Source organism: Streptomyces sp. NPDC002520, assembly GCF_053595235.1.
In genome coordinates this window covers 412,564-434,498 of record NZ_JBSFXG010000002.1, presented here as the reverse complement: position 1 = coordinate 434,498, position 21,935 = coordinate 412,564, and the positions used below count along the sequence as shown (strand labels likewise).

At 72.7% G+C, this 21,935-nt stretch carries 22 protein-coding genes and 1 tRNA gene; 14 read left to right on the top strand and 9 right to left on the bottom strand.

Annotated features, from left to right (window positions below; genetic code table 11):
* The first annotated feature begins 128 nt into the window (after positions 1-128).
* Entirely contained in the window at positions 129-1,223 is a 1,095-nt protein-coding gene (locus tag ACWD5D_RS05080) for a DUF2330 domain-containing protein (RefSeq protein ID WP_451371393.1), read from the top strand.
* A 70-nt stretch (positions 1,224-1,293) separates the two neighbouring features.
* Positions 1,294-1,965, top strand: coding sequence for an O-methyltransferase (locus tag ACWD5D_RS05075; protein ID WP_451371392.1), 672 nt, complete (start codon positions 1,294-1,296; stop codon positions 1,963-1,965).
* A gap of 48 nt (positions 1,966-2,013) precedes the next feature.
* Here ACWD5D_RS05075 and ACWD5D_RS05070 read toward each other — a convergent pair whose 3' ends face one another.
* Positions 2,014-2,406, bottom strand: a complete 393-nt coding sequence (locus tag ACWD5D_RS05070) for a hypothetical protein (RefSeq protein ID WP_451371391.1) — start codon at positions 2,404-2,406, stop codon at positions 2,014-2,016.
* A gap of 108 nt (positions 2,407-2,514) precedes the next feature.
* Between ACWD5D_RS05070 and ACWD5D_RS05065 the strand changes: the two genes are divergently transcribed.
* Positions 2,515-2,949, top strand: coding sequence for a DnaJ family domain-containing protein (locus ACWD5D_RS05065; protein WP_451371390.1), 435 nt, complete (start codon positions 2,515-2,517; stop codon positions 2,947-2,949).
* Between the two features lie 51 nt (positions 2,950-3,000).
* Positions 3,001-3,531, top strand: a complete 531-nt coding sequence (locus tag ACWD5D_RS05060) for a GNAT family N-acetyltransferase (RefSeq protein WP_451371389.1) — start codon at positions 3,001-3,003, stop codon at positions 3,529-3,531.
* Positions 3,532-3,666: 135 nt separating this feature from the next.
* Here ACWD5D_RS05060 and ACWD5D_RS05055 read toward each other — a convergent pair whose 3' ends face one another.
* Positions 3,667-5,706: a DHA2 family efflux MFS transporter permease subunit gene (locus ACWD5D_RS05055; protein ID WP_451371388.1), complete on the bottom strand. Its 2,040-nt coding sequence runs from the start codon at positions 5,704-5,706 to the stop codon at positions 3,667-3,669.
* A 163-nt stretch (positions 5,707-5,869) separates the two neighbouring features.
* Here ACWD5D_RS05055 and ACWD5D_RS05050 point away from each other — a divergent pair, with 163 nt between their 5' ends.
* Positions 5,870-7,030 carry a peptidoglycan-binding domain-containing protein gene (locus ACWD5D_RS05050; RefSeq protein ID WP_451371387.1) on the top strand — a complete coding sequence of 387 codons (1,161 nt, stop codon included), beginning with the start codon at positions 5,870-5,872 and terminating at the stop codon, positions 7,028-7,030.
* Positions 7,031-7,114: 84 nt separating this feature from the next.
* Here the strand turns inward: ACWD5D_RS05050 and ACWD5D_RS05045 are convergent, their stop codons facing one another.
* Entirely contained in the window at positions 7,115-7,771 is a 657-nt protein-coding gene (locus ACWD5D_RS05045) for an HAD-IA family hydrolase (protein ID WP_451371386.1), read from the bottom strand.
* 212 nt (positions 7,772-7,983) lie between these two features.
* On the bottom strand, positions 7,984-8,565 hold the full coding sequence (locus ACWD5D_RS05040) for a TMEM165/GDT1 family protein (RefSeq protein WP_451371385.1): 582 nt from the start codon (positions 8,563-8,565) through the stop codon (positions 7,984-7,986).
* A gap of 376 nt (positions 8,566-8,941) precedes the next feature.
* Here ACWD5D_RS05040 and ACWD5D_RS05035 point away from each other — a divergent pair, with 376 nt between their 5' ends.
* From ACWD5D_RS05035 to ACWD5D_RS05020, 4 genes are all read left to right on the top strand, one after another.
* Entirely contained in the window at positions 8,942-9,586 is a 645-nt protein-coding gene (locus ACWD5D_RS05035) for an HNH endonuclease family protein (protein WP_451371384.1), read from the top strand.
* A 215-nt stretch (positions 9,587-9,801) separates the two neighbouring features.
* Positions 9,802-10,752 (top strand): helix-turn-helix domain-containing protein, encoded by a 951-nt coding sequence (locus ACWD5D_RS05030; protein WP_451371383.1) that lies wholly within the window; start codon positions 9,802-9,804, stop codon positions 10,750-10,752.
* 185 nt (positions 10,753-10,937) lie between these two features.
* Positions 10,938-11,393 (top strand): DoxX family protein, encoded by a 456-nt coding sequence (locus ACWD5D_RS05025; protein ID WP_451371382.1) that lies wholly within the window; start codon positions 10,938-10,940, stop codon positions 11,391-11,393.
* A gap of 110 nt (positions 11,394-11,503) precedes the next feature.
* Positions 11,504-12,127 (top strand): DedA family protein, encoded by a 624-nt coding sequence (locus ACWD5D_RS05020; protein ID WP_451371381.1) that lies wholly within the window; start codon positions 11,504-11,506, stop codon positions 12,125-12,127.
* A gap of 26 nt (positions 12,128-12,153) precedes the next feature.
* Here ACWD5D_RS05020 and ACWD5D_RS05015 read toward each other — a convergent pair whose 3' ends face one another.
* The gene (locus ACWD5D_RS05015) at positions 12,154-12,384 is read right to left on the bottom strand and encodes a DUF2277 domain-containing protein (RefSeq protein ID WP_451371380.1); all 231 of its coding nucleotides are present in this window, start codon (positions 12,382-12,384) and stop codon (positions 12,154-12,156) included.
* Between the two features lie 92 nt (positions 12,385-12,476).
* On the opposite strand from ACWD5D_RS05015, the gene ACWD5D_RS05010 reads away from it, so the two are divergent.
* Positions 12,477-13,502 (top strand): ketopantoate reductase family protein, encoded by a 1,026-nt coding sequence (locus tag ACWD5D_RS05010; RefSeq protein ID WP_451371379.1) that lies wholly within the window; start codon positions 12,477-12,479, stop codon positions 13,500-13,502.
* A gap of 53 nt (positions 13,503-13,555) precedes the next feature.
* Here the strand turns inward: ACWD5D_RS05010 and ACWD5D_RS05005 are convergent, their stop codons facing one another.
* Positions 13,556-14,797, bottom strand: coding sequence for an alpha/beta hydrolase (locus ACWD5D_RS05005; RefSeq protein ID WP_451371378.1), 1,242 nt, complete (start codon positions 14,795-14,797; stop codon positions 13,556-13,558).
* Between the two features lie 590 nt (positions 14,798-15,387).
* On the opposite strand from ACWD5D_RS05005, the gene ACWD5D_RS05000 reads away from it, so the two are divergent.
* A complete protein-coding gene (locus ACWD5D_RS05000) occupies positions 15,388-15,729 on the top strand; it encodes a hypothetical protein (protein WP_451371377.1) in 342 nt (113 codons plus the stop codon).
* Positions 15,730-15,774: 45 nt separating this feature from the next.
* On the opposite strand, the gene ACWD5D_RS04995 is transcribed toward ACWD5D_RS05000, so the two are convergent.
* Positions 15,775-15,846 (bottom strand) — tRNA-Val (locus tag ACWD5D_RS04995).
* A gap of 179 nt (positions 15,847-16,025) precedes the next feature.
* On the opposite strand from ACWD5D_RS04995, the gene ACWD5D_RS04990 reads away from it, so the two are divergent.
* The 3 genes from ACWD5D_RS04990 to ACWD5D_RS04980 all read left to right on the top strand — a co-directional run bounded on the left by ACWD5D_RS04990 (position 16,026) and on the right by ACWD5D_RS04980 (position 18,407).
* On the top strand, positions 16,026-17,420 hold the full coding sequence (locus ACWD5D_RS04990; RefSeq protein WP_451371376.1) for a hypothetical protein: 1,395 nt from the start codon (positions 16,026-16,028) through the stop codon (positions 17,418-17,420).
* A gap of 176 nt (positions 17,421-17,596) precedes the next feature.
* A complete protein-coding gene (locus ACWD5D_RS04985) occupies positions 17,597-18,145 on the top strand; it encodes a DUF4383 domain-containing protein (protein WP_451371375.1) in 549 nt (182 codons plus the stop codon).
* Between the two features lie 37 nt (positions 18,146-18,182).
* Entirely contained in the window at positions 18,183-18,407 is a 225-nt protein-coding gene (locus ACWD5D_RS04980) for an FmdB family zinc ribbon protein (RefSeq protein ID WP_451371374.1), read from the top strand.
* Between the two features lie 149 nt (positions 18,408-18,556).
* Here the strand turns inward: ACWD5D_RS04980 and ACWD5D_RS04975 are convergent, their stop codons facing one another.
* On the bottom strand, positions 18,557-19,387 hold the full coding sequence (locus ACWD5D_RS04975; RefSeq protein ID WP_451371373.1) for an HAD family hydrolase: 831 nt from the start codon (positions 19,385-19,387) through the stop codon (positions 18,557-18,559).
* Positions 19,387-21,924 carry a phosphoribosyltransferase gene (locus tag ACWD5D_RS04970; protein WP_451371372.1) on the bottom strand — a complete coding sequence of 846 codons (2,538 nt, stop codon included), beginning with the start codon at positions 21,922-21,924 and terminating at the stop codon, positions 19,387-19,389. The genes ACWD5D_RS04975 and ACWD5D_RS04970 overlap by 1 nt, the downstream gene beginning before the upstream one ends.
* Positions 21,925-21,935: the final 11 nt, after the last annotated feature.

Genomic DNA, 21,935 nt, shown 5'->3' with positions numbered 1-21,935 from the left:
GAGACGCAGTCGCCGTCGGCCGTTCAGGCGCCGTGGCCCCACGAAGGCGACTGCGACCCGCCGTCCCCACTTGGCTGCGCAGCCCAGGCAGCAGGAACCGTTGATCACCGGGTGTCGTCTGAAGCCCTGTGAAACGTGCCCGGGTACTCGCGCTGGTCCTCTCCCTCCTCGGCATCCAGCTCGGCTGGCTCATCGCGCCCGCCTACGCCTGTGGGTGCGGGGCGATGGTGCCGCAGGCCTCACGGCAGATCGCCGTGGCGAACGAGCAGTCCGTGGTGCGGTGGGACGGGCACACGGAGCAGATCGTGATGCGGCTGACCGTCACCGGCGACGCCGAGGACGTCGCCTGGATCATGCCCGTCCCGCACCGGGCGACCGTCCGTCTCGGTGACCCGGCCCTCTTCGACCAGCTGGGCAAGGCCATCGCCCCGGTGCACCGCACCCGCCACCACTTCTGGCCGCAGAACGGCGACTGGCCCTTCGACAGCTCCGACACCGCCGCCGAAGCCCCGGCCGGCGCGGGGTCCGGCGTCGGCGTCGTCGACCGGCAGCGGCTCGGCCCGTTCGACGTGGCGCGGCTGACCGCCACCGACCCGGCCGCCCTGGAGGGCTGGCTGCGCGAGCACGGCTTCACCTTCCCGCCCCGGCTGCGCAGCGCGCTTCGGCCGTACGTCGACCAGCACTGGGAGTACGTCGCCGTACGGCTCGCTCCGCAGGCCGCGCACACCCCGTTGCGGGGCGCCCTCGACCCGCTGCATCTCACCTTCGCCAACGACCGCCCCGTGTATCCCATGCGGCTGTCCCGGCTCGCCGGCCTCCCGCAGTCCCTCGGCCTGTACGTGCTCGCCGCGCACCGCATGGAGCCGCGCACGGCGATCGGCGGCTACGCGCCCGAGGTGGTCTTCGCGGGCCGCCTCGACAAGCCGGTCGGCGCGCTCGGCGACCTGGCCGACGGGACGCCGTACCTGACGGCGCTGACCCAGTCGTTCCCGTACCCCGACCGGATCTCCGGCGACCACGAACTGCGCCGGGCGGCCGCGGACACCCCGGTCCGGCAGGTGGTCTACGACGACGAGCTGCTCGAGGTGGCGGGGACACCGGCGTGGCTCCTCGTCGTGGGCGTCGTGGTGCTCCTCGACGGGCTCGTCGCGCTGGTCGTCGTGCGCTCCCGCCGGTCCGGGACTCAAGTACCGAAGATCACCCCGTCGGCGCCGCTCGGCTGAGACCATCCAGGGGAAACGCCAAGGACTCGGGAAGAGACTCGAAAAAACATTCGGGAAAGGCAGCAGACGCATGAGCGGGTCGCAGCTCTGGGACGACGTCGACTTCTATTTCTCCAGCCACCTCGCACCGGACGACGAGACACTCCAGGCCGCCCTGCGCGACAGCGAGGCGGCCGGGCTGCCGCACATCAGCGTCACGGCCGCCCAGGGCAAGTTCCTCCAGTTGCTCGCCGAGGTCCAGGGGGCCCAGAACATCCTGGAGATCGGCACGCTCGCCGGCTACAGCACGATCTGGATGGCCCGCGCCCTGCCCGCCGACGGCAGGCTGATCTCGCTGGAGTACGACCCCAAGCACGCCGAGGTCGCCACCCGCAACATCGCGCGGGCCGGCCTCGACCGGATCGTGGAGGTCCGGGTGGGGCCGGCCCTGGAGTCGCTGCCCCAGCTCGCCGACGAGAACCCCGCCCCCTTCGACCTGGTCTTCATCGACGCCGACAAGGTCAACAACGCCCACTACGTGGAGTGGGCGCTCAGGCTGACCCGCGCGGGCAGCGTGATCATCGTGGACAACGTGGTGCGCGGCGGCCGGGTCGTCGACTCCGCCAGCACCGCGCCGGACGTCCTCGGCACCCGCGCCGCGATCGAGCTGATCGCCTCCCACCCGCGGCTGAGCGGCACCGCCGTGCAGACCGTGGGCAGCAAGGGCTACGACGGCTTCGCGATGGCGCGGGTCCTGGCGTAGCCCCGTTCACGTGGGCCCGTTCACATGGACCCGTTCGCATGGGCCCGTTCACGCCTCGTGATAGAAGCCCACGTTGACGCTGCGCGGCGCGCCGCGGTCCTGGATGACGACCTCGCCGGAGCCGCCGCGCGGCAGCGGCACGGTGCCGCCGTAGGCGAGGGGCTGGACGTGCTCGCCGACCCTCAGCCGCACCTCGGAGGACGGCTCGGCCTGCGATCCGCGCAGCCAGGACAGCTGCCAGCCACCGTCGGGGCCGCACACGAACTCCAGGTGGACCCGGGAGACGAACAGCCAGTCGTCGGGCGTGACCAGCGGGCACACGGACCGGTCCCGGCCCACCCGCAGCACGGCGCCCGGCAGGCTGGGCGCCTCGGCCATCGACATGCCGGCCGTGGCGCCCGCGTCCTCGCCGGAAACGGCGGCCATGGTGAGTTCGAGCACGTGCGCTCCCCCTGAGACGTCCCTGCGCGGGGCCGGTTCGCCGTCGCCGCCGCTTGACAGTCCGCATGATAAAACGCCCGGCGGGACCGCGTCCGGCACAATGGGTTCATGACCGAGCGAAAGCCACCGGGTGTCCCGTTCGAGTCCTGGGTGGACCACCAGATCCGCGCCGCGCAGCGGCGCGGCGCGTTCGACCGGCTGCCGGGCGCGGGCGAACCGCTGCCGGCGGGCCTCGATTCCGACTACGACGAACTGTGGTGGGTCAAGCGGAAGATGGCCCGCGAGGGGCTGACGATGCTGCCTCCGTCGCTGGCCCTGCGCAAGGAGGCCGAGGACGCGCTCGCGGCGGCCTACGCGGCCCCCTCGGAGCGGATCGTCCGGAAGATCATCACCGAGGTCAACGTGAAGATCCGCGACATGATGTTCAAGCCCCCGCCCGGCCCGCCGCTGGGCAGGAAGCCGTACGACGTCGAGGACGTCGTACGCGAGTGGCACCGGCGCAGGGCGGAGGGCGCGGGCGACGCTCCCGGGCCGGAGGCGTAAGGCGCATATTCGGTTGCGGAGGGTGCGCGGCGGGGGCCGAGAATGGCCGGCATGACGTGGACGATCGCCCCGGAACCGTACGACTCCCCGGTCGCCGCCGCGCTCTGGCGGGCGTACTACACGGAGGTCAGCGACCGCTGGTATCTGCTCCACGAGGGGCACCGCACCGACCCGGACGAGCTGGAGCGCGAGATCGCGGCCGCCGGCGGGTCCGAACTCGCGCCGCCCTGCGGGCGGTTGCTGATCGCCCGGTACGAGGGTGAGCCAGCCGGTTCGGCGGGCGTACGGCTGCTGGACGCGGACACGGCGGAGCTCACCCGGGTGTTCGTCCACGAGGGCATGCGCGGCAGGGGCGGGGCCGCGCTGCTCGTCGGCGCCGCCGAGGAGGCCGCCCGCGCCCTGGGAGCCGGCGAGTTGATCCTCGACACCCGCAGCGACCTCATGGAGGCCCGCACCCTGTACGCCCGCCTCGGCTACCGGGAGACCGCGCCCCACAACGACCAGCAGTACGCCGAACACTGGTTCCGCAAGGACCTGTCGGCGCCCGGAGCGGTCGACCGGCCATCCGACGCCGCTTGTTGACCGCCCGATCCGTCAACCGACCTTCCGACGCCGCTTGTTTACCACCCGAGCCGTCAACCGACCTTCCGAAGCCGCTGGTTGACCACCCGATCCGTCAACCGACCTTCCGACGCCGCTTGTTTACCACCCGAGCCGTCAACCGGGCCTGGTCGCCGTCCCGTCGCCCGGTCGTTCGCGTTCCGAGCCGCACAGTTCGCCGGTGAGTTCCTTCACCAGCCGGTCCAGGTCGGCGGACCGGCCCGGCTGCCACCAGTCGCCGAGCAGCTCGGCCAGGGACTCCTCGCGGGCCCGCGCGAGCCGTTCGGCGACCTCGCGGCCGGACGGGGTGAGCGTCAGGTCCAGGCCCAGGCGTTCGGCCAGGTGCCGCTCCTCCAGCTGGCGTCCGGCCTCCAGGACGACCTGGAGCGGGACGTCGGCGCGCTCGGCGAGCACGCCCGGCTCCACCGAGCCGTACTTCCGGATGCGCAGCAGCATCCAACTGGCGGCGGGCAGCAGGTCGTACCCGGCCCGCTCGGTGATCTTCCGGTAGATCTCCCGGCGTCCCTCCCGGGTGCCGAGCACGGACAAGGCGCGGCAGCACTCGTCGTAGGAGGAGCGTTCGACCGGGTTGGGCGGGATGGTCTCGGACACGTCCGGCGCGGTGACCGAGCCGCGCAGCGGGTCCTCCTTCAGGAACCACGCCAGCGCGAAGCCGAGGAGGGCCACCGGGGCGGCGTACAGGAAGACGTCGGTGATCGAGGACGCGAAGGCGTGCAGGGCGGCCGGGCGCAGGCCGGCCGGCAGGGCGCCGAGGCTGCGCGGGTCGGCCTTGAGGGCGTCGGCCGAGACACCGGGCGGCAGCCGCACGCCCCGGAAGGCGTCGGCGAGCCTGTCGCCGAGCCGGCTGGAGAAGACGGTCCCGAAGACGGCGACGCCGAAGGAGGCGCCGATGGACCGGAAGAAGGTGGCGCCGGAGGTGGCGACGCCCAGGTCCTCGTACGACACCGCGTTCTGCACGATGAGGATCAGGACCTGCATGACCAGGCCGAGGCCGAGGCCCAGGACGAAGAAGCAGACGCTCATCCTGGCGGTCGAGCTGTGCTCGTCGAGCCGGTGCAGCAGGAGCAGGCCGATGGTGGTGACGGCGGTGCCCGCGACCGGGAACACCTTCCAGCGGCCGGTACGGCTGACGATCTGCCCGGAGAGCGTCGAGGTCAGCAGCAGGCCGAGCACCATCGGCAGCATGTGCACGCCGGACAGGGTCGGCGAGATGCCGTGCACGACCTGGAGGAAGGTCGGCAGATAGGTCATCGCGCCGAACATGGCGAAGCCGACGATGAAGCTGATCACGGCGGAGAGCGTGAAGGTGCGGATGCCGAACAGCTTGAGCGGCAGCACCGGTTCGGCGGCGCGCCGCTCCACGGCGACGAACGCCACGATGAGTACGGCGCTCAGTACGACGAGCCCGATGATCCGCGCGGACCCCCAGGCCCACGTCGTGCCGCCGAGCGAGGCGACCAGCACCAGGCAGGTGGCGACCGAGGCGATGAGCAAGGTGCCGAGGTAGTCGATGACGTGGTGGGCGCTGCGGCGCGGGATGCGCAGGGCGGCCGCGATGGCCACGAGCGCGACGACACCGACGGGCAGGTTGACGTAGAACACCCAGCGCCAGCTCAGTTGCTCGGTGAGCACCCCGCCGAGCAGCGGCCCGAGCACGCTCGTCGTGCCGAACACGGCGCCGAACAGGCCCTGATACCGTCCCCGGTCACGCGGCGGCACGAGGTCGCCGACGATCGCCATGGACAGCACGATCAGGCCGCCGCCGCCCAGCCCCTGCAACGCACGGAAGGCGATCAGCTGGCCCATGTCCTGCGCCATGCCGCACAGCGCGGACCCGATCAGGAAGATGACGATCGCGACCTGGAACAACCGCTTGCGGCCGTACTGGTCACCGAGCTTGCCCCACAGCGGGGTCGCGGCGGTGGAGGCCAGCAGATAGGCGGTGACCACCCAGGACAGATGCTCAAGACCGCCGAGGTCGCTGACGATCGTGGGCAGGGCCGTCGACACGATGGTCTGGTCGAGCGCGGCCAGCAGCAGCCCGAGCAGGAGTGCGCCCATCGGGACGAAGACGTTGCCGGGTATCTGCTCGGCGTCCTTCACGTCTTTGGCCGTGCCGTGCGTGTCCAGGGTCATGGAGACCTCCCGGGGCCGGAGTGCGCTCCCTCCATGGTCGACGGTGACACCGTTTATGGCCTGTCGAGCCCCGTACATGGCCGGTTCACCGCGTGTCCCGCCCCGGCGGACGTGAAGGCCGTGTGCATAAACTCGGGTTTTCCCGAGGGGAGGGGACGAGCACGTGACGGAACCGAAGGGCCACACCTGCCCGGAGTGCGGGACACCGAGGGGGCCGGACAACACCCCGTCGTGCGACTGCACCCGACGCGCGTCGGACGCCCTGCGCGACGCGCGCACGGCGGAGGCGGCCGCGGCGGAGGACTTCGACCCGCTGCGCATACGTCCGTACATCGAGGTCACCGAGACGGACGCGATCGGCACGACCGCACCGGAGGGCGAGCCCCGGCCGGTGCGGGGCGCCGACGACACCTTGCCGATGCCTACGGCGCCCGGCCCGGCCACCACCGACGTGCGGCTCTTCGACCAGGAGTCGGCGCGTGAGCAGGAGCCTGGGAGCGGGAGCCGGAGCGGGAGCGGGAGCGGGAGCCAGAGCGAGGCTGGGGCCGATGCCGGTTCCGGGGCGGCGGCCGGTGGAGGGTCGCCGGAGGCCGCACCCGGTGGGGAGTCGCTGGGGAGCGCGCCTGATGGGGAGCTGCTGGAGGCCGCGCCTGGCGGGGAGCCGCTGCGGAGCGCGCCTGGCGGCGAGTCGCTGAGGGCCGTGCCTGATGAGGTGGCGCCGGAGGAGTCTCCGCGTCGGTCCCGGCCGGCGTCCGTGCTGTCCGTCGCGGGGGTGGGGGTCGCGGTCGTGGCGGCGGCCGGTTTCGTGATCGCGATGTTCGCGTATCAAGCGCCGTCGCGGGACCGGGCGGCCGAGGAGGTCCGGCAGAGCGTCCCGGACGTGACGACACCGGACACCTCGTCGGCGCCCGTGCCGTCCGGGCCGACCGGTACGGCCTCCTCCGCCCTCTCCCCGGCGCCCTCGACGAGCGCCTCCCCCAGCTCCTCCTCGCCCTCCGCCCCGCCCCCCACGGCGTCCGGCACCCCGTCCCGCCCGGTCTCACCACCCCCGTCGACAGCGACCGCCGTCAGCCCGGACTCGGCGCCCGAGCCCGTCTCGGGCCCGGTGCTCCGACACGGCGACCAGGGCCCGGAGGTCACCGAACTCCAGCTCCGGCTCAAGCAGTTGAACCTCTACACGAACCCGGCGAACGGCGTGTTCAACAACCCCGTCGAGTACGCCGTACGCACCTACCAGCAGGCCCGCGGCATTTCCGACGACACTCTCGGGGAGTACGGTCCGGCGACCCGGGCGAGCCTGGAGGCGGAGACCACGGAGCCGTAGGACACGGTCCCGGCCGACAGGCGGTCCCGCACGGCGGTCCCACGCGGGGGGGGCGGGTCCCGCACGGGGGTCCCGAAAGGCGGCTCAGCCGATGTGCAGTCGGATCGTGCCGTCCGCCAGGGCCTCGACCCGCACGTGGGTGAGGTCGGGCACGACCGCGTCGGGGGCGTGGACGCCGGCCCGGGGGCCGACGCCGACGACCCGCATCCCGGCGGCCCGCCCCGCGGCGATCCCGGCGCCCGAGTCCTCGAAGACCACGCAGTCCGCGGCGTCGACGCCCAGCTCGGCGGCCGCCTTCAGGAACCCCTCGGGGTCGGGCTTGCTCGCGCCGACCGACTCGGCGGTGACGCGCACCTCGGGCAGCGCGAGGCCGGCGGCGGCCATGCGGACGGTGGACAGGGCGACGTCCGCGGAGGTCACCAGGGCGTGCGGCAGACCGTCCAGGGAGGCGAGGAAGGCCGCGGCACCGGGGATCTCGACCACACCGTCCGTGTCGGCGGTCTCCGCCTCGAGCATGCGCGCGTTGTCGGCGAGGTTCTGCTCCACGGGCCGACCGGGCAGCAGGACCGCCATCGAGGCGTGGCCCTGCCGGCCGTGGACGACCTTCATCACGTCGTCGCCGTCCAGCCCGTGCCCCTCGGCCCACCCCCGCCAGATGCGCTCGACGACGGCGTCCGAGTTGACGAGGGTGCCGTCCATGTCGAGCAGGAGGGCGCGGGCGGTGAGGACGGTGGCCGGCATCGGCAACTCCAAGAACAAGGGCTTCGAAGTACGGAGGAACCTCGAGGTACGAAAGGACAAGGCGGCCCCGCCCGCCGGTCAGGGAAAACGGGCGGGAGCCACTTTGTTCCTCCACGGTACAAAACAGCGCCGCATCCCGCCACCGTCTCCGGCGAGCGTTCACCGTCCGTTCAGCTCGGACCCGCTCGGCCGGCCGGCGCCGCCGGCCCGGCTCAGCCCGCCACCGCCTCGTACAGGCTCCACACGCCGAGACCCAGCATCAGCAGCGCGGCGATCTGCGTGATCAGCCGCAGCGGCACCCGCTTCATCAGGGCCTTTCCGCCGACGATGCCCAGTCCGGCCACCGCCCAGAGACCCAGGACCGCGCCCAGGCCGACGGAGATCGGGTCGTCGTAGCGGGCGGCGAGGTTCGCGGTCATGATCTGGGTGAGATCGCCGAACTCGGCGACGAGGATGAGCGTGAAGCCCGCGCCCGCGACCTTCCAGAAGGACTGGTCGGACGGCTTGCGGACCTCCTCCTCGTCCTCGTCCTTCTTCAGCAGCAGCACCGCGGCACCGCCGAGGAAGAGGACACCGGTGATCGCGTGCACGATCTGCTGCGGCAGGAGGGTCAGCACGCTGCCGGCCGCGACGGCCAGCACGACGTGCAGCAGGAAGGCGGCGGCGACGCCCGCGAAGACGTACGAGGCGCGGTAACGGGTGCCGAGCACGAGACCGGCGAGCGCGGTCTTGTCCGGCAGTTCGGCGAGGAAGATGACGCCGAAGACGAGCGCCGTCACGGTGATGCTGATCAAGGGTCCTCAATCGGTCGGGGCTGCCCCACCGAGAGTGCTGAGCCTCACATGAGACACCTCGGCACGGCAGCACATTCAGCGCCCGTACTGAGGGGCACGGGCATGCACTGCTTGCCGAAGGTCTCGCTGGGCGGTCCTCGCGGGATCCGCCTCCGGGCGCCGGCTCAGGCTGGCTGAGCAGTATGTCGACGGTCCGGCGAAGAGCTACTCCCCTTCTGCGCCACTCATGGTACCCGAGGTGAAAGTTCCGCCCCGAACCTTGTCGTGTCATGAGCGCGTCATTAGATTCTAACCGAGCGCTCACCCGACCGCAATGCGGCGTCGCGAGCATTCCCTAGCTCGCGGTCCAACACCCCCACCCCTCAAGGGAGTTCGCATGCCGAAAATCTACGCGCGTCGACGACTGAGCATACTCGCGACCCTCACGGCCCTGATCGCCTCCGCCGCCCTGTTCAACTCTCCGAGCGCCTCCGCCGCCCTTCCCACCCCGGTCAGCGGTGCCACCGCCCGCAGCTACCTCTCCCAGCTCACGGTGGCCACCGAGAACCGCACCGGCTACAGCCGCTCCCTGTTCCCGACCTGGATCACCATCTCCGGCACCTGCAACACCCGCGAGTGGATCCTCAAGCGGGACGGCTCGAACGTCGTCACCGACTCCGCCTGCGTCTCGCAGAGCGGCAGCTGGTACTCCCCGTACGACGGCGCCACCTGGACCTCCCCCGCCGACGTCGACATCGACCACCTCGTCCCGCTCGCCGAGGCCTGGGACTCCGGCGCGAGCAAGTGGACCACCGCCCAGCGGCAGGGCTTCGCCAACGACGTCACCCGCCCGCAGCTCCTGGCGGTCACCGACAACGTCAACCAGGCCAAGGGCGACCAGGACCCGGCGACCTGGATGCCGTCGCGCACGGCGTACCGCTGCACCTACGTCCGCGCCTGGGTGCAGGTGAAGTACTACTACAACCTCTCCGTCGACTCGGCGGAGAAGAGCGCGCTGCAAAGCGACCTGGCGAGCTGCTGACCTCTTTCCCCGCATTCCCCGCATTCCCCGCATTCCCCGGACGCGGCCCCACCGACGGCTCGCCCAGGGCCTCCCCGGCCGGGGGCGGGCCGTCGCCGCGTTCCGGGCCGCGGTCGCCTCCGCACCGGACCGCCGTGCCGGGTCGCCGTATCGGGCCGCCCGATGTGCTCCACTGCACTTGAATCTCCCGCGGGGGGAGACCCGAAGGTGGACCCATGGACGGCGGCACACTCAGCTCGATCGGTGAACTGGCCCGGCGCACCGGCCTGACGGTCAAGGCGATCCGGTTCTACTCCGACCGCGGGCTCGTACCGCCGGCCGACCGCACCCACTCCGGTCACCGCCGCTACGGCTCCGACGCCGTCGCGCGCCTGGCGCTCGTCCGGACACTGCGCGAACTCGGCCTCGGCGTCGAGGAGATCCGCCGCGTCCTGGACCGCGAGCTGCCGCTCGGCCGGGTGGCCAGGGAGCACGCCGCCGCCCTGGACGCGCAGATCGCCGTCCTGCGGTTGCGCAGAGCGGTACTGATCGCGGCCGCCGGCCGCGAGGCCACCTTCGAGGAGATGGAACGCATGCACCAGCTCGCCACCCTGTCCGCGGCCGAACGACGGCGCCTGATCGACGACTTCCTCCGCGCCGCCCTCACCGACGGGCACGAGCCGGGCGGCACCGGCCCCACCGCCGCCGCCCGGCGCTCCCTGACCCCGGAACTGCCCGACGATCCCACGGAGCAACAGGTCACCGCCTGGGTGGAGTTGGCGGAACTGTCCCTGGATCCCGGCTTCCGCTCCGAGATCCGGCAGCTGTACGACCTCCATACGGCCACCACGCCCGCCGGCACGGCCCCCGCACCGCCGCGCCCGGACGTCGTCGCCCTCACCCGCGAGCACGTCGCACCGGCTCTGTCCGCCGGGACCGATCCCGCTTCCCCGCAGGCCGACTCCGTTCTCGCCCGGCTCACCGCGGCCTGCGCCCGCACTCTCGACCGCCCCGACGACACCGGCCTGCGCACCTGGCTCCTGGACCACCTGGCCACCGCGAACACCCCGCGCTGGGACCGCTACGTCCACCTCCTCGCCGTGATCAACGGCTGGCCGGCCCCCGAACCCCTGACCCCCGTACTCGACTGGGCGGTCCGGGCCCTGCGCTCCCACCGGAGCGCATGACCGGCCACGCGGACGCCCGCCGCCCGCTCCCCGAAGTCCGGCTGGAAGTGGCCGCCACCCTCTCGGCCCACATGGCTGAATGTTGAACTTGCAAGTAATGATTAGGTACGCCTAACCTTTCCTCTTGATCGGTACCCGCCACCCCCACAACCGGCCCGACCGACCCACAAGAGGAGAAATCCCCCATGTCCGCACGTCTCAATTCCGCTCAGCACTACGTCATCGGGATCTTCCGCATCGTCGTCGGCCTGCTGTTCGCGGCGCACGGCGCGGCCTCGCTCTTCGGTGTCCTCGGCGGCGCCATGGGCACCGGCGGCGAAACGGTGGAGACCGGTGCCTGGCCCGGCTGGTACGCGGCCGTGATCCAGCTGGTCGCCGGCGGACTCGTCCTGCTCGGTCTCGGCACCCGCGCGGCCGCACTGGCCGCCTCGGGCTCGATGGCGTACGCGTACTTCGACGTCCACCAGCAGGCCGCCCTGTGGCCCATCCAGAACGGCGGCGAGCTGTCCGCCCTCTTCTGCTGGACCTTCTTCCTGCTGATCTTCACCGGCTCCGGCGCCCTCGGCCTGGACCGCCTCTTCAACCGGCGCTCCACGGCGACGTCCGAGCCGGCCTCGGAGCGGACCCCGACAGCCGTCTGACCAGCGGCCACCCGGGACACCACACCAGTCACTCACGCCCCCGTCGCATCCCCTGTCACACCCGCGGCGTACGCTGTACGGCTGTATCGGGGGATCTGCGGGGAGTCATCGTGTGGGAAAGCGTGGGGTCGCTGGCGGCCGGTCCATGGATCTACGGCGTGGTCGCGCTGTCGGTACTGCTCGACGTCTTCGTGCCCGTCCTGCCGAGCGGAGTCCTCGTCATCACGGCGGCCACCGCGGCGGCGGCCGGTTCGGGCGCGGCGACGGGGCAGGTCCCGCACGCCGTGCCGGACATCGCCGCCCTGATCCTCTCCGCGACGACCGCCTCGGTGCTCGGTGACCTGGTCGCCTACCGGCTGGCCTGGCGGGGCGGAGACCGCCTGGACCGCGCCATCGCCCGCTCACGGCGCCTGGCCACCGCGCAGGAACGTCTCGGTGAGGCCCTCGCCCGGGGCGGCGGCGCCCTGGTGGTCCTGGCCCGCTTCGCCCCCGCCGGCCGCTCGGTCGTCTCCTACTGCGCGGGCACCGCCCACCGCCGCGCCCGCGACTTCCTCCCCTGGTCCGCCCTGGCCGGCCTCTCCTGGGCCGCCTACAGCGTGGCCCTCGGCTACTTCGGCGCCCGCTGGCTCGGCGCCACCTGGCTGGCGACCGGGGTGTCGGTCGCCGCGCTCTTCGGCGCGGGCGCCGCGGCGGCGTTCCTGATGCGCAAGCGCCCCGCGACGACGGAGGGCTGAGCCGGGGCCCCCGCCCCGATCGCGAACTACCCGGCACCCCGCGCCGACTGCCCCCGCACCTCCAGCCCCCCGAGCAGTTCCGCGGTCGCCTCCGCCACGGCGGCGACGGCACGGTCGAACACCTCGCGGTTGTGTGCGGCGGGCGCCCGGAACCCCGAGACCTTCCGTACGTACTGCAGCGCGGCGGCGTGGATGTCGTCCTCCGTGGCCTCTTCGGGCAACACGGGCGGACGCAGCGTCTTGATGCTCCGGCACATGCCCCCAGTCTCACGCACGCCGCGCGCCCCTGCGAGGATCCCTGCGAAGGCGGCCACCGAATCCCGGGGCCGACCGACGAGAGGACAACCTCATGACGAGCAAGCCCACCGTGGCGGTCCTGGGTCCCGGCGGCGTCGGCGGTCTCCTCGCCGCCCTGCTGTCCCGCTCCGGGCACCGAGTGATCTGCCTGGCCCGACAGACCACGGCGCACGCCCTGCGCACCGGCGGGATCCATGTCCGCAGCGGCCGGTTCGGGGACTTCACGGCGTCCGTGGAGGCGGACACCGAGCTGCGTGGACCCGTCGACGCCTGCCTGATCACCGTCAAGCACACCGCCCTGGACGCCGCCCTCACCCGCGTCCCGCCGGCCGCCCTCGGCGACGCCCTCGTCGTACCGCTCCTGAACGGCGTCGAGCACCCCGCCACCCTGCGCGCCCGCTACCGGCCCGACCGCGTCGCCCCCGCCGTGATCCGCGTGGAATCCACCCGCGTCCACGAAGCACCCGCCACCGATGAGGCGCCCGTCACCGGCGAGGCAGCCACCCCCGGCGAGACGACCACCACCGGCGAGGCGACCCCCGCCCCCGCGACGCCTCCCGCCGGCCGCCCCGACGCGGGCGAGCGCATCGTGATCGAGCACGGCAGCCCGTTCACCGAGATCGACCTGACCGCCGCCACCGCGCCCCGCGCCCGCCTCGAATCCCTCGCCACCGCCCTGTCCGCCGCCGGTACGACGGCCCGCGTCGTCGAGGACGAGACGACAGCCCTGTGGGCCAAGATGGCCTTCCTCGCCCCCTTCGCCCTGCTCACCACCCGCTACTCCCTCCCCCTCGGCGAGGTCCGCACCCGCCACCGCGAGGAACTTCAGTCCCTGGTCGCCGAGACCACCGCGGTCAGCCGCGCCTGCGGCGCCCCCGCGGACCCCGCCCAGGCCCTCGCCCGCTACGACGCCTTCCCGCCCGGCGCCAAGTCCTCCATGCAGCGCGACGCGGAGGCGGGCCGGCCCCTCGAACTCGACGCCATCGGCGGCGCGTTGCTGCGCGCGGCCGACCGGCACGGCGTCCTGGCACCGGTGACGGCCCGCCTGGTACGGGAACTTCGCAACGCCGGCCACTGAGCCCTCGGCCCGCAGGCCGAACGCTCGCTCCCCGGAAGGCGCATGACGACGTGTCACGAGCAGGTCGCGCCGCGCTCCGGGGCCGTGCCGTCGAGGAGATACGAGTCGACGGTCCTGGTGGCACAGCGGTTGAACGGGTAGGTCCCGTGCCCCTCGGCCCGCACGGTCAGCAGGACACCGACACCCTCACCCAGCTCCCCCACCATGTGCCGGGCGCCCGCGTACGGCGTCGTCGGGTCGCCGGTGCCGGCGACGACGAGGATCGGGGCCGCGCCGTCCGCGCTGACGTCGGGGGTGGCGCGCTCGCCGTCGAACGGCCACTCGTAACAGAGGTAGACACCCGAGGACCAGGCCTCGCCGAAGACGGGGGACGCCGCCTCGATCCGCGCGATCATCTTCTCGGCCTCGGTGAATCCGGGGCGCAGGTCGGAGTCGGCGCAGCTGATCGCGACGAAGGCGGACACGCCGTTGCCGCCCGACGTCTTGCTGCCGCGGGCGTCGACACCGGCCCGCGGCCGGACCCGGGCGCCCGGGTCATGGTCGTACGCCTTCGCCATCAGCTTGCTGCCCGTGCCCCGCTCCACGACCTCCTTGAGCGCCTTCACCAGGGGCCCCCAGCCGTCCTTGCCGAGGTCCAGGTAGTTCGAGATGGCGTGAGCGGCCAGATCTCCGTCGAGTTTCCCGTCGCCGTCGGTGGGGGCGGGCTTCTTCTCGAGCTTGTCCAGCAGCGCGACGACCCGGCGGTCGGCCTGCTGGGGGTCGCTGCCGGTGGGGCAGTCGTCGTACGTCCGCGCGCAGTGACGCGCGAAGCGCTCGAAGGCCCGCTGGACGGCCTCGACCTGGCTGAGGTCGCTCTGAAGGCGGTTCTGCGTGGGGTCGACGGGCGCTTCGAGCACGAGCCTGCCCACGTTCTTCGGGAACAGGTGGGCGTAGGCACCGCCCAGCTCGGTGCCGTAGGAGACGCCGAAGTAGTGCAGCTTCTCGTCACCGAGGAGGTAGCGCATCAGATCCAGGTCGCGGGCCGTCTGCGTGGTGCCGACGTACGGCAGGAGCCGGCCGGAGTGCTTCGCACAGGCGTCGGCGCCCTCGTACTCCTTCGCCCCGCAGATGACGGGGGCGGTCCCACCGACCCCTCTCGGGTCGAAGCTGACGAGGTCGTACCGCTCGCCCAGCGCGGCGTAGTCGCCCGCGAACCTGGGGAGCCCGGTGACACCGGACTGGCCGGGGCCGCCGAAATTGAAGAGAAGCGACCCGATCCGCTTGCGCTCCGGCCCGGTGCTCCGCTTCCGGATCATCGCGACGTCGATCGTCCCGCGTCCGGGCCGCCGATACTCCAACGGCGCCTTCATCGTGGCGCACTCCCACCCGTCGCCCGGAGCATCCCCACCACCCTGCGCCGCGGACGGCGGCGGACAGACCGCCCAGTGAAGCCGCTGACCGGCGGTGAAGACCGCGGGCAACCCCGGCGGCGGATTCGTCGCCTTGACCTCGATCCGACGCTCGGCCCAGCCACCGCCGGCAGACCCGGACGAACCTGACCCCGAGCCCCCGACGACATCGCACCCGACCCCTACGGCCATCACGACGACGGCGACCGGCCCCGCAACCGCGCGCCGCCACAAAGCCGAGGCCGAACACCCCGAGAACCACATCCGCGTGCACATCCACGTGCGCATCCGCGAGCCCCCTCCCCTGGGGATACCGGAACGCCGTGGCGCCCGGACACCGACAGCACAGGCCCCACGAACCTACTGACCGTCGACGCCCGACGGCAATGGATCAAGCATCGCTCCCCCTCGGCAACCCCTCTGAGCACCCCCACCCGTTCGACTGAACCTCACTGCCGAACTCGCCACCCAAAATCGAACAGGCGTAGCATTGCCGCGTGGCTACGACCTATGAATTCCCCAGTGACCTCCTCGCCGGTCAGGAGGAGCTGCATCAGGTCCGGGCCGAGCTGTCGGCCCTGCTCAGGCGGCTGCCGTGGTCGGTCGAGCCGATGGACGGCTTCAGCGACGACAGCGGCTGGCGCAAGATCGAGCGTCCTGCCTCCCCCGGCTGGACGTCGGATGAACAGGCCGAGGTGGAGAAGCTCCGGCGCCGGGAGCACGAACTCGCGGTCTTCGTCAGCGGTCACCGCTTCTGGGCAGAGGTCACGGCGGCGGACCGCGTCGAGAGCCGCATGAAGCTGAAGCACGCCCACGAAGAGGCACCGGAGCAGCATTGACGCAAAAAGCCCCCGACCGCACTCGGTCGGGGGCTTCTCCAGATGTGGGCGCGGACGGTTTCGAACCGCCGACATCCTGCTTGTAAGGCAGGCGCTCTACCCCTGAGCTACGCACCCGGGCAGGTCGACAGCCTACATTGCCCTGGGGGCGGTGCCGCAAACCCCGTTCACAGGGCCATCACGGCAACAGGGCCGCCTTGTGGCCGAAGCACGGCGAACCGACCGACCCGTGTGTTCGTCTTCAACGGGTGGGAGAATGTCACCACCCAGGGCGAACCACAACGCAGGAGAGGGATGTGACGGCGACACCGGGCACGCCACCTTCGCAGCCGTACCCGCCGTCGATCCCACGGGCCCGGCACCGGGGCGCGTTCATGTCGCTGCGTGACACCCTCACCCTGATGAGTCTGCCGGTGCTGGCGGCGCTCGCGCTGCCGGCCGCGTTCGCGGGCGGTGGCACCCGGCGCTGGTTCGGCGGGCGCGCGGAGAGCCAGCGGGCGGAGGCGCAGGCCGCGAAGGACGCGGCGGCGGCCGCGTTCTACGAACTCGACACCGCCCAGCGGGATCTGCGGATCTCAGTCGAGACCATCACGGCCGTCGACGACTCCCCGGCCGCCCGGCGCGCGGTCTCCGACTTCGACGCGCTGGGCCGGCGTATAGACGAGGCCAGCCAGCGGTATATCCAGGCGGTCGACGCCCATGACCTCGACCGGGACGACCTGGACGCCGCTACGGCGGTGCGGGCGCGCGGGGAGCTGACCGCGGCCAAGGACGAACTGGTCCGGGTCAAGCAGGAGCTGGACGGTTTCGGCAGTTCGCTCGGTCCGCTGCTCGGCAAGGCCGAGACGCAGCTGGCCCGGCTCGCCCCCGCCGTGGAGCGGGCCCGGCAGGCGCTGCTGGGCGCGAGCAACGCGCTGGACGCCGTACGCGCGAAGAACCTGCGCGCCGACGACCTCGCCGCCCGGCTCGCCGCCCTCTCGCCCGAGCTGACGAAGCTGAACCAGGGCGCCGGGCAGCACGGGGTGGCGGCGACGCTGGAGCGGGCCGAGCGGGTGCAGCGGGAGGCCGCGGCGATCCGGGCGGAGGCGGAGCGGCTGCCGGAGAAGGCCGCCGAGATCGATCACCGGCTGGTCAGCCTGCGCACCCGCGCCCAGGCGCTGACCACCAGGGCCGGGCAGGTCGACCCCGTCCTGAGCGAGCTGCGGCGGCGGTTCGCGGCCGCCTGCTGGCAGGATCTGCAGCACGTGCCGGAGCAGGCCACGGAGAACGTCCGGCAGGCCGAGCTGAAGCTGCGCGAGGCGCAGGCCGCGCGAGACGCCCAGCGGTGGGCCGACGCCACCTCGCTGCTGTCGGCCGTACGGGCCCTTCTCAACACCACCGACGAGGCAGTCTCGGCCGCCGGTGACCGGCTGACCAGGCTGAACGCCGTGCAGAAGGATCCGCAGGCGGAGATCCAGCGGACCCGGTTCGCGATCCGGGACGCCCAGCGGCTGGCGATGACGGGGCGCAGCACACCGGACCCGCGGCACGCCCGGCCGCTGGACGACGCGGTGGCCCGGCTGGAGCGGGCGATCGGCACGCTGGAGGGGCGGCACCCCGACTACTGGCACTTCCTGACCGAGACGGAGGCCGTCCGGCAGACGGTCGCCCGGGTGGTGGCCCAGATTCGCGAGGAGCGCGGCGGGCACTGAGCGGGGCCGTGCCCCGAGCGGGGGGCTGTGCCGGGCGGGGGGCTGTGCGGATCGTGCCGTGCGCGTGCCCTCGCCCTCATGCCCGCAGCAGGCGGCCCCGGCGGTTGCGGGGCGGCGCGGGGCAGGCGGATATTGGGTGGACGGATGGCCTCCGCTAGCGCCCGAGGGAGGCGGACATGGCCACACACGCAGTGCACACGAAGCCGCGACGACGGATCGAGTTCGACAGGCATCTGCCCGTCGACCATCGGCTGAACACGGTCTACCGGATCGGCGCGGGCGTCATCGGCGCGTTCCTCGTCGCCTTCGGCATCCTTGGTCTGCTCAACCACATCGGCTTCTTCAGCACAGGCGGTGCGACCGCCGCCGGGCTGAACACCAACGGCGCACTCAGCGTCCTCTCGATCTGCATCGGCGCGATCCTGCTGCTCGGCATGGTGATCGGCGGGAACGTCGCATCGACGCTGAACATGGTGCTCGGCGTGCTGTTCCTGCTGAACGGCTTCCTGTTCCTCGGCCTGCTGGACACCCCGAACAACTTCCTGGCGTTCAAGATCCAGAACGTGCTGTTCAGCTTCGTCGTGGGCATCCTGCTGATGACCTTCGGCATGTACGGCCGGGTGGGCTCGACCCTGCCGCACGACAACCCGTACTGGCGGGCCCGCCACCCCGACGCGGCCGAACAGGCCACGGAGCGACAAGCCACGGAGCAGCACCCTTCGTGACGTCCCGTCCTTCGGGTCCGGCGGTTAACCTGTGCGCATGCCTCGCTACGAGTACCGCTGCCGGACCTGCGGCGACACCTTCGAACTGAGCCGCCCCATGGCGGAGTCCGCCGCCCCGGCGGCCTGCCCCACGGGCCACGACGACACGGTCAAGCTGCTGTCGACGGTCGCCGTGGGCGGCACGTCCAAGGCCGCGTCCCCGGCGCCGCAGGCGGGTGGGGGCGGAGGAGGCGGCTGCTGCGGCGGAGGCTGCTGCGGCTGATCGACGGGCGTTTGCCTACGGGTGTCGACCCGGGGAGTCGGCACCCGTTGGGTTGACCTTCGGGTGTCGGCCCACGGGCGTCGCCCCGCCGAGCCGGCGCCCGTGGGGCCACAACCGTGGCCCACGACCGTTCGCCTACAACCGTTCGCCTACGACGGTTGACCCACCTGCGCGCCCCCACGCGCCGCCTTCAGGAACTCGCGTGTGATGCGTTCCCCGGCCAGTACGCCCCGTTCCGCCAGCGCGGCGATCGCCGGGGCGGTCCAGTCGCTGTCGGCCAGTTCGCCGTGCGCGGGGCGCCAGCCGCGGTCGGCGGCCAGGAGCAGGTCGGCGTCCAGGAGGGAGTCGCCGGCCGCCAGGGTCAGCTCCGCGCCGGTGCGGCGGGCGACCTCGCGGACGGCCGCGCTCTTGGTGAGCGGCTTGGGGACGGCGTAGATCTTCCGGCCCTGGAGGGAGACCCCCCAGCCCCGCTCCTGCGCCCACACGGCCAGTTCCTTCACCCATTCCTCGGGCAGCAGCTCGCGCTCGACGACCAGGTAGGCGAAGAGATCCTCGGCGACCCGGTGCTTGCGCAGCCACGCGGGGTCGGCGGACACGTTCAGGTGCTCGCGGATCTCCTCCAGCGGCGCGCACTCGTCGGCGAGCCGGGCCTGCACCGCCGCGTGCCAGTCCTGGTCCGTGACCCCGTCGACGAGGAGGTGGCCGCCGTTGGCGCAGATCGCGAACGCCGGCTGCGGGCCGGGCAGGTTGATGCGCTGGTACTGCTTGCGGGTGCGGGTCGTGGTCGGCACGAAGACGGCCGTGTCGCCGAGGTCGGTCAGCAGCTGGGCCGCCGTCTCGGTCATGAACGACAGGGGCTTGCTCTCGTGGACCTCCACGCACAGCAGCCGGGGCGCCCGCGCGTCCGGCATGGTCAGGGCCAGGGCCGCGGAGGAGTAGATCAGCGTACGGTCGAGGTCGCTCGCCACCAGCACCGGCATCAGACGTTCACCGCCCTGCCGTCGGCACCCGTGGCGCCCCGCGTGTACTTGGGGTGGATCAACCCCACGCAGGTGTACGGCAGTTCGCCGACCTCCTCCACCGGAACGCCTCTCTGTTCGGCCAGCAGCCGTACGTGGTCGAGGTCGGCGCCGGCGCCGGCCTTGGCCAGGATCTTCCAGGGCACCCGGCGCAGCAGCACCCGGGTGGTCTCGCCGACGCCGGGCTTGACGAGGTTCACGTCGTGGATGCCGTACTCCTCGCTGATCCGCTCGACGGCCCGCCAGCCGGCCCAGGTCGGGGTGCGGTCGGCGGCCATCAGGTCCTTGACGGCCGCGTCGACGTCTTCGGTGACGTCGGGGAAGCGGTCGGAGACGGCGTCGAGGAAGGCGACGGAGACGTCGGCGCCGGCGAGTTCGCGGTAGAACTTCGCGCCGTGGTAGTCGTTCGGGCCGACCAGGTCGGCGCGCAGGACCGTGCGCGAGATCAGGCCGGAGACCGTGGAGTTGAGGCACGCGGAGGGTATGAGGAAGTCCTCGCGGGTGCCGTAGGTGCGCACGCAGGAGCCGGGGTCGGCGAGGACGGCGATCTCCGGGTCGAAGCCGGTGACACCCTCGCTTCGCTCGAACTCCTCGACGGCCTCGGCGAGTTCGCGGGTGATGGCGCCCTTGCCGGTCCAGCCGTCGACGAAGACGACGTCGCGCGGGTCGTGGTGGGCGGCGAGCCAGCGCAGCGCGTTGGCGTCGATGCCGCGGCCGCGGACGATCGAGACGGCGTAGTGCGGGAGTCGGAGGCCGTAGCGGTGCTGGGCCCAGCGTCGCATGAGGACGCCGACGGGGGTGCCTGCGCGGGCGAGGGAGACGAGGACGGGGCGGGGGTTGGGGGTCCCCCCGCTCGAGCGAAGCCGAGAGTGGGGGAGTTCGGTGAGCACGGCTTCGGTGACCACGCCGACGGCCTGGGCGATCCTGGCGGCCGAGACGTCCAGGGCGGCGTGGAACAGTTCCTGGTACTGCTCGCTCGGCTGGTACTCCACCGGCAGCGACTCGGCGTAGTGTGCGCCGCCGCTCTGGATGGCCTCCTCGCGCTCCTCGGTCGGTGCCTCCAGGGTCACGTCCGAGAGGTCCTGGAGCAGCCAGCCGACCTCCTCGGGCGCGTACGAGGAGAAGGCGGGGCCGCGGAGGGGCTCGGGCAGCATGGCCGGCCTTTCGGTGCGAGTGCGGGGCTCGGGGGCGTAGGACGGGACGACCGCGAGCAGGACGTGCGGGGTGTGGGCCGCGAGGCGGGCCAGGAGGCCGTCGGGGGTGTGCAGCAGGGGGGTGTCGGCGGCGGAGTCGACGACGGCGACCACGGCGTCGAAGCCGGCGCCGGCGACGTTGTAGGCGTAGCGCTCGCCGGGGCCGTCGGCGGGGTCGTCGTGGGCGGGGAAGGCGAGGCGGGTGCGGATCGCGTAGCCGGGGTCGTCGACGGCGAGGACGGGTGAGCGGGTGGTGGTCGAGAAGCGCACCTCGGCCGGGACGATCTGCTCCAGCTCGCGGGCGATGCGCAGCGGGGCGTACATCAGCTCCTCGAAGCCGAGGACGAGCACCCGCCGGGCGCCTGTGGGCAGCGCTTCGGCGACCCGGGCGGCCATGGCGGGCAGCGCTGCCTCGAGCCGGGCCCGGTGCGCGGGTGTGAACCCGTGCCGGCCGCCGTCGGGCAGGCCGCGGGGCCAGTACAGGTCGACGTGGGTGATCCGGCCGTACGACGCCTCGTACGAGCCGTGGTCCGCGTCCTGGCCGGGGGCGGGCGCGTCGGGTGCGGGTTCGCTCCCGGCGGCGGCCGTCTCGTGCTCGGCGACCAGCCGCCGGCCCTTCTCCAGCACGTCCTGCGGCAGGCGTACGGTCCCGGAGGCGGCGGCGACCAGGTCCACGCGGGCGCCGATCTCGGTGGCGAATCGTTCCAGCCGGGCGGTGTCGTCGGCGGAGCGCATGTCGACCAGGGCGACGACCACGTACCGGCGCCGCGGGTAGCGTGCGTGCAGGTCGCGGATGGTGTTGAGGACCGTGTTGCCGGTGGAGAACTCGTCGTCCACCAGGACCAGCGGGCCGTCGCCCGCCAGCAGGGCGGGGTCCTCGGGGAGCAGCAGGTGGGAGGTGGCGTGGGAGTGGGACTCCTCGAAGCCGCCCGCCGGGGCGATGCCGGGGACGGGGCGGCGCGTGGAGTGCAGGTACGGGGCGTGGCCGAGGCCGTCGGCGACCGCGTGGCCGAGGCCGGTGGCGGTCTCCGCGTAGCCGAGGACGACGGCGGAGGCGGCCTCGGTCTCGCCGAGCAGGTCGCGGACGCGGCGGCCCAGGCTGAACCCGTGGCCGTAGACCACGGACGGCGACTGCGGTACGTGCTTGCCGAGCACGTGGGAGACGAGCAGGTGGGCCCGCTTGGGGTTGCGGCGCAGCGCGAGCCCGAGCAGGGCCCGCAGGCCGTCGTCGCCCTCGAGTTCGACCCCGAGTCGCTCGGCGACCCAGCGGCCGGACCAGACCCCGTCGTTCACTGCCTTGTTCATGCGTTCCTTGG